This window comes from Corynebacterium drakensteinense (assembly GCF_041224285.1).
In the GTDB taxonomy this organism is placed as follows: Bacteria; Actinomycetota; Actinomycetes; order Mycobacteriales; family Mycobacteriaceae; genus Corynebacterium.
Genome location: NZ_JAXOFP010000025.1, coordinates 22,409 through 28,914, shown reverse-complemented (window position 1 = coordinate 28,914; position 6,506 = coordinate 22,409). Strand labels below are relative to the sequence as shown.

At 47.6% G+C, this 6,506-nt stretch carries 6 protein-coding genes and 1 pseudogene; 5 read left to right on the top strand and 2 right to left on the bottom strand.

Annotated features, from left to right (window positions below; genetic code table 11):
* Positions 1-601: 601 nt before the first annotated feature.
* The 4 genes from U1140_RS10755 (at position 602) to U1140_RS10740 (ending at position 4,935) form a co-directional block, all read left to right on the top strand.
* Positions 602-1,822, top strand: a complete 1,221-nt coding sequence (locus U1140_RS10755; protein ID WP_284873545.1) for a sensor histidine kinase — start codon at positions 602-604, stop codon at positions 1,820-1,822.
* A gap of 45 nt (positions 1,823-1,867) precedes the next feature.
* A complete protein-coding gene (locus U1140_RS10750; RefSeq protein WP_018120564.1) occupies positions 1,868-2,551 on the top strand; it encodes a response regulator in 684 nt (227 codons plus the stop codon).
* 129 nt (positions 2,552-2,680) lie between these two features.
* The gene (locus U1140_RS10745) at positions 2,681-3,406 is read left to right on the top strand and encodes an ATP-binding cassette domain-containing protein (protein ID WP_369847832.1); all 726 of its coding nucleotides are present in this window, start codon (positions 2,681-2,683) and stop codon (positions 3,404-3,406) included.
* The gene (locus tag U1140_RS10740; protein WP_369847826.1) at positions 3,403-4,935 is read left to right on the top strand and encodes an ABC-2 family transporter permease; all 1,533 of its coding nucleotides are present in this window, start codon (positions 3,403-3,405) and stop codon (positions 4,933-4,935) included. The genes U1140_RS10745 and U1140_RS10740 overlap by 4 nt, the downstream gene beginning before the upstream one ends.
* Positions 4,936-5,328: 393 nt before the next feature.
* Here the strand turns inward: U1140_RS10740 and U1140_RS10735 are convergent.
* A pseudogene (locus tag U1140_RS10735) lies at positions 5,329-5,433 on the bottom strand (hypothetical protein); the annotation flags it as partial.
* A gap of 145 nt (positions 5,434-5,578) precedes the next feature.
* A complete protein-coding gene (locus tag U1140_RS10730; protein ID WP_369847824.1) occupies positions 5,579-6,022 on the bottom strand; it encodes a hypothetical protein in 444 nt (147 codons plus the stop codon).
* 103 nt (positions 6,023-6,125) lie between these two features.
* Here U1140_RS10730 and U1140_RS10725 point away from each other — a divergent pair, with 103 nt between their 5' ends.
* Positions 6,126-6,506 (top strand): cupin domain-containing protein, encoded by a 381-nt coding sequence (locus U1140_RS10725; RefSeq protein ID WP_239265985.1) that lies wholly within the window; start codon positions 6,126-6,128, stop codon positions 6,504-6,506.

Below are 6,506 nucleotides of genomic sequence, written 5' to 3'. Positions count from 1 at the left end.
TGCGGTCTTCCACGAGACGGACCACACGGTCCTTGGCATCCTGGTCAAATTTTTTGGGCATGGTCCAGATTTTCCCATCTACTCAGACGGAACAAAACCTGGGACACTTCAGCCCATCGGTAGATGCACTAGGTCTGGTGTCTGCGATTGATCCACCGCAGACACCATTTTCGGTTTGTCTTCTTCGCCTTAGTCAGTAACAAAATTTAGGAGTTGCTTCTCCAGTGTCTCTATTTCGCTGTTCGGTAGGGCACAACGGCCTCCATGGTGCCGGAGCAGCGTTACCGGGCCGTCAGTGTCTTTCCAGTGAGTACAGAAAGAATCGAGGTCTTGATTTTAGACGATCGTGCCCTCTTTACCCGCGACAAATAATTCTAAGTAAATAGGATTGATATTATTTAACAACCTGGCTGAATTTGCAGTGCCCCGGATTTTCCCTTCTACTCAGAGGCAACAACGCCTGAGACATTTCACTTCACCCGAGTCAACTGAACAGAGTCGGGATAAGCTTCACTAGTGTTGGAGCGAGCAACCCCACGATAGCGGTGAAGGATCAACTCCCCATTCTTTGACGTTAACCCACCGAAGCGAGGACATCGTAATGATTCAGAAAATCCCCTTGAAAGCTTGGGAACTGATGTTTTCTTTATTGGTGCTCTTTTTGGCTCTCTTTTATGTCTCTATAGCGTTTGATGGGGGACTCCACAGATCTATTCAAGCTGCTTTGGCTGTTGCTTTTGTACCCGTCAGCTTTTTCTGGCGGATTAAACCCCTATTGTCCTCATTCTTGATGGTGATGATTCTCTATGCATGGTCCTTTAATTGGATTACTGCACTCCCAACTAACCTGGGATTAACCCCTTTCTTCTTGTTTCTTCCTGTCGCCGTATATCGAGTTTCGCGACAATCTGACAGTAAAAGGTGGGTGACTGGTATTGCACTGCTAGCTTTCCTCTATTGCGTTATCTCTCCAGTCATGTGGCAATTTGGGCCTGCCGGAATGGCCTACCGTAGCCTCGAACAAGCCATCTCGTGGCTTCTAGTACAGTGGCTCGCGCTTTCCATAGTCCTGCAGTTCGGTCGGGCTGAACGGAAACAAGAACAGCAACGGGAACTCGATAGAAGAATAAAGGAACAGTCAAATCTAGAGAAATTAAGAAAAATCCAAGACCAAGAAAGAATGCAGATTGCGCGAGAAATTCACGATATCCTTGCCCATAGTTTGACATTAATTAATGTCCAAGCATCTGCAGGAGAAATAGCTGGGAAAACCTCTGCTGATAAAAGCAACAACGCGCAAGAGGAAGCTCTAAGGAATATTCGTAGAATCAGTTCTGATTCGTTAGTGGAAGTTCGCGGGATTGTCCGAGCATTGAGAGACAACACTAGTAAAAGCCAAGATCAAGGCCTGACTGGTTTAAGCAATGTGCATTCTCAGCTAGAGAATTTTTCGAAAGCTGGACTCAAAATACACGCTGATTTGCCATCTCCAGAAAAGCTGCAGGAACTTGTACAATCTGCGCCTTTAATTACTCAATTGGCTGTACGCAGAATCATCGATGAGTCGCTAACGAATGTCCTTCGCCACCAGGGCGTTGAAACTTCTACGACTATAAAGATGTCAATTTCTTTTGTCACTAATGAAATTTCTTTGACTATTACAAGCAAATCAGAAGGAAAGAATGTCGAATCGTTTGACGGCTCAGGAAGTGGCATAATCGGTATGCAAGAAAGAGTGGCCAATCTCGGCGGCTGGATTACTTTCAAACGCGAAGGTGATATGTTCGCCGTAACAGCTTCGGTGCCGATTCTGCTGGGATAATATCCCCGGACGCGCAAAGCGTGAATTATTTAGACGGTGGTAGAGATGAAGATTCGAGTGCTAATCGCGGATGACCAGCCGCTGATGGCTTCTGCCTTGAAAACAATCTTGAGTACTCAAACAGACCTTGAAGTTGTTGGTTTAGCGCAAAATGGGATTGAAGCGGTTCAGATTGCCTCCCAATGGAAGATTGATGTTGCGGTGCTGGATATTCAAATGCCACAAATGAATGGGTTGGAAGCTGCAAAGCAGATCTTAAAAGAGCATAAAGATACTAAGGTGCTGATGTTAACAACCTTTAGCGACGATAATCTAGTGGAAAGTGCCCTAGAAGTTGGAGTTCACGGGTTCCTGCTTAAAGATATTGATCCTGAAAACTTCATCAGTTCTGTACGTCGAATTTATGAAGGAGCTTCGATACTTTCTCCGGATGTAACTAACTTCGTATTCGAGGAATTTCGGCGAAGATCAAGCTGGAAGCGTAAACCCACTAATGACGAAGTCAAGATAGTGAACTCTCTGACCGAACGTGAGAAAGAAGTTTTAGGACGTATTGCCTGTGCGGAGACGAATGCAGAGATTGCGGGTGCTCTTTTTATAGGTACCGCGACGGTCAAGACATATGTTTCTCGGCTGATAAATAAATTAGGAGTTCGAGACCGCGTTGGCTTAGCTGTCTGGGCACACAAAAACCATTTGACGAATCCAGAAGAATCATCGCAGTATTAAGCAACCGGACAAACGGCTCGCTTCATCCTCTAGGCTGATGCCGTATTCCGCCGTGTGACGTAGCAAGACTTCGTGAAAAGCATCCTAGAGATAGATGTTTTTGTCTTAGGTGCGCCGCATCATAGAGTCATGGCTAAGACAGACGGACTAACACCTGCAATCTCATGTAATGATCTGCGGATTAGTTATTCAGGGCATGTAGTTCTTGATGGGTTCTCGATGGACGTAATCCCTGGTCGGGTCCATGCGCTTCTGGGACGGAATGGAGCAGGGAAATCTACTTGTTTCCGTATGATTCTTGGTTTGGAAGACCGCGGACAAGGGGCTATCCAAATATTTGGCTCTCCCCGGACTAGAGACAGTCTGAAGAATATCGGTGCCTCCATCAATGGGCCAGCCTTCTACGGTCACCTCTCAGCGCTAAATAATATCCGTGTCCACGCTAAGCTGCTCAATATTCCAGATCTCCAGGCACAGGAAGCGCTTGATTTCGTCGGACTGGGACATGCCGGGAGAAAGAAGGCGCGTTCTTTTTCCACTGGCATGAAGGCACGACTTGCTCTTGCAATGGCAATTCTTGGACGCCCTCCTATCCTTATTCTCGATGAGCCTCAAAACGGTCTTGATCCGCAGGGGATCGCAGATCTGCGAATTCTTATACGTAATTGGGTGAAGTGTGAAGGTACCGTTTTGGTTAGTTCCCATCAGCTCGGGGAAATTTCTAAACTCGCTGATGACATCACGATCCTAGCCAAAGGACAGAGTGCTTATTCTGGGCCGTTGAGCCATTTTGCAGCAAGAGATCACCTTGAAGAACGCTTCCTGGCCATGACCCAAGGAAGTGAAAAATCATGAGCAAAATAAGGTCTGTGTTTGCTCGATCGCAGAGTGCGCCGAAAGCATCCTATATTATTCAGGCCGAAATTATTCGCACAAAAGGATCAACAGTGCAATGGTTTCCTCTGATTGGTCTGTGGATTGGTATAACTAGTTCGACCTTAGCTTTCTGGACTTCTGGGGATCATGATGCCTCGGGTGCGCTGAGTTGGCAGGCTATGTACGTCACTGGTATGGCTGCTCCGCTCCTGGCTTTATTAGCTGGTCTTGCAGAAGATAGGGAAAAAGCTAACCGATACGGAGGAACCGACGTTCGGCCGGTGTCGCCATACGCGACTCGCGCGGCACGTAGTGGTGTTCTCATTGGAGTGTCTGCATTATTTCACCTGTTGAACTTTGGGTCGTCCTGGGCATTAACAATAATGGATGGCCGTGACGGGGCGAATTCCCTTCTTATTGCAGGTGGGCTAGCGTTTATGTGCAGCATTTCGACAATTTGTATTTTCAGCCTGGTTGCACGGTATTTCTCTATTGTAATGACGTTGTTAGCAGCGGTGGTGTATCAAGTAGCCGGAACTCTTTTATCTGAATCCTCATTGTGGCATCTGTTTCCACCAGCCTGGCCTGTGCGTTTGCTTCTACCTGTGCTTGGTGTTCACTCTAATGCGGTGCCTTTGACTGGAGGAGAGTTACTTGCGCAAGAAACTCCTTTGCAAGGCATTATCCGTAATAGCCTCTTGGCGCTTGCTGCTTTTAGCTTGGCAATTTTCGCGCGAGGGCGCCAAAGAAAAGTTACGAATAAGAAAAATACTCAAGCCCAACGACAACAGAGCATTTCACCTGTACAGTTTTCTCTTGATTCTGTATACGCTTCGCCTGATTTTTCTGGGCGCAATAGTCCAGACAACCTGGCTCTTGCTTTATCGTCCATCGGGATCGCATTATTCCGTAGCAGCATTTCGTGGTTGTTATTTGCCGTGTTAGTGGTTTTTGGGATGATGGCTGTCTTTTATCCAGCAAGCTATATCAGCGGCTTCTATACATTTTTCGTCCTACCCTTAGGCGCAGGCCTTCTTCCTATCTTGAGTTGGAAATTGTTGTCTTCTGCGTGGAGAGTCACTGTATTGGAGAACGCTAAAACTCGTGTTTCCTACCTTATATGGCATTACATCTTGCTCGTATTTCTCGCGATGGTACTAGGAGTTTGTCATACGTTTGCGGGCGGGAATTTTGCTGAAACGATGAAGCTTGTCGTGTTGTGGTCAACGACGGGAGTCGTGCTGGTGACTATAAGTACCGTGCTGTGTGTGTCCTACGGTGCTGGCCTCACGATCGCATGGTCAATCTTTATCACGGTATTGTCGGCGACTCTGGGAGGTGATGTCCTGGCTGAATCCATTTTGTGGGTTGTAGCGTTGCCTGCCTGGCCAGAGATTGCTGATACTCCAGAACGGCTCATTTTTGCAGTGATAACTGAATTACTTGTTTTTAGCCTAACAGCGCGTTGGTTTTTCGTGGCACTCAGAAAGTTTGAGCGAAGATCCTAGGTTCTGATATTCAGAAAGGTGACCTGACCCCCTGTTTGGTGGACACCTGATACCCAGAACGTTTGAAGTGTCCCAGATTTTCCCATCTACTCAGACGGAACAAAACCTGGGACACTTCACTTGGGCTGTACTGCTGCGACTAAGAAAGCCTGCTGTTAAGGTGTGAGTATGACTACAGCTATTATCATTTTTCTCGCTATCTATTCGGTAAGTATAACTTTGATGTTTTTGCGGAAGGATAAGGGGAATAAAAAATAGTATCAATCTTTGTGCTTGAAGCTCCGCCTATCGTAGAGAGCTGGGCGGAGTTTTTACGCGCTCGATTTCTGTTGGTGGCGGCTGCGTTATAGGTCTAAGTAGCAAACTGGGGGATGCGGACATTTTTAGGAATATTCAGAGTAGCAGCTTGCGTCGGCGTTGATTGATGCTTAAGCTGCCGAACTCAAGCTTGATTCTTCGTTCGTTATAGAAGTCGGCATATTCATGAATCGCTTTCTCTAATTCCTTACGACGAGGCTATTTACGCCCATAAAACATCTCTCTTTTCATTCGGCCGAACAATCCCTCGCACGCTGAATTGCCGGGGCAGGCTCAACCATGGCTCCCAATTTCAATGGTTTATAGCAGCAGAATCCGGGATGCTTCAATTTACAAGGCCCGCCAAACGAAGGCTTTCGTTTAACTGGAAAACCGAGGCCCAGAAATCTCCTGTTTTTGCGGCAAGCGCATTAGCAAGCAGGGAGCCGGTTACATCAAATTGCTCTAGCTGAGGATAATAAATTCCAAGTAGATTATGCTCATGGCTAATTTTCTTGTCCAAGATAGAAGCATGTGCCCACTGCCCTGAGAACCGCCTGCGTAGACCTTCTCCAAGGAACATCTCGTATTCAATTCGGCGAGGGGAAGGAATCGTTTTTGCGTTTGCAAGCAACCATTTTTCGCACGCTTTTAATGATTCTTGGCTCCACGGGGTGCTTTGTTTTATTCCGGGGAGTAGAAGGTGCTGTTTCGAATCGACGTAGTCTTTCGCCTTCTGCGTCCAATCGGCAAGATTTACCTGCGAACTAGCCACCATACTGGCCCCCATCTTTCATAATTTAAGTTAATCTGATCATAACTTCCGGAAAATCGGGGCACTAAGTTGGCGCAGTAAGCTGGTGCTAAATGCCCCCGTAAGCAAAGGAACTGTCATGCGCATTAATGAGCACGAATGGGAACTGGTAGAAGGCCTCAATCTGCCGTACGAGGAGGATGAGAACTCCACCCATGCGCAGTCACGCCAAGCCCGTGCGGTGCCACAAGTAACCAAGGTCGCCGAGCTAGAAGGCGCCACCGTGGTGCGGTTATCCTTCCGTGCCGGTGATACTATGGCGAACCACAAGGCCCCGCGCCCGATCCTGGTGCTGGGGCAAACGGGTTCAGTCACGTTCACTATCGGCGACGCGGATGCGGGCGAGCCCGTAGATGAAATCACACTCGCTCCGGGTAAAGCCGTGCACGTCGACGAAGGCAAAATCCACGCCTTGCATGCCGACGCCCCGGCAGTGGTCACACTGTTGATCCTGGGCTAA

Coding starts and splice junctions, on each gene's coding strand:
- U1140_RS10750 (WP_018120564.1), top strand. CDS start 1,868: ATGAAGATTCGAGTGCTAATCGCGGATGACCAGCCGCTGATGGCTTCT.
- U1140_RS10725 (WP_239265985.1), top strand. CDS start 6,126: ATGCGCATTAATGAGCACGAATGGGAACTGGTAGAAGGCCTCAATCTG.
- U1140_RS10745 (WP_369847832.1), top strand. CDS start 2,681: ATGGCTAAGACAGACGGACTAACACCTGCAATCTCATGTAATGATCTG.
- U1140_RS10755 (WP_284873545.1), top strand. CDS start 602: ATGATTCAGAAAATCCCCTTGAAAGCTTGGGAACTGATGTTTTCTTTA.
- U1140_RS10730 (WP_369847824.1), bottom strand. CDS start 6,022: ATGGGGGCCAGTATGGTGGCTAGTTCGCAGGTAAATCTTGCCGATTGG.
- U1140_RS10740 (WP_369847826.1), top strand. CDS start 3,403: ATGAGCAAAATAAGGTCTGTGTTTGCTCGATCGCAGAGTGCGCCGAAA.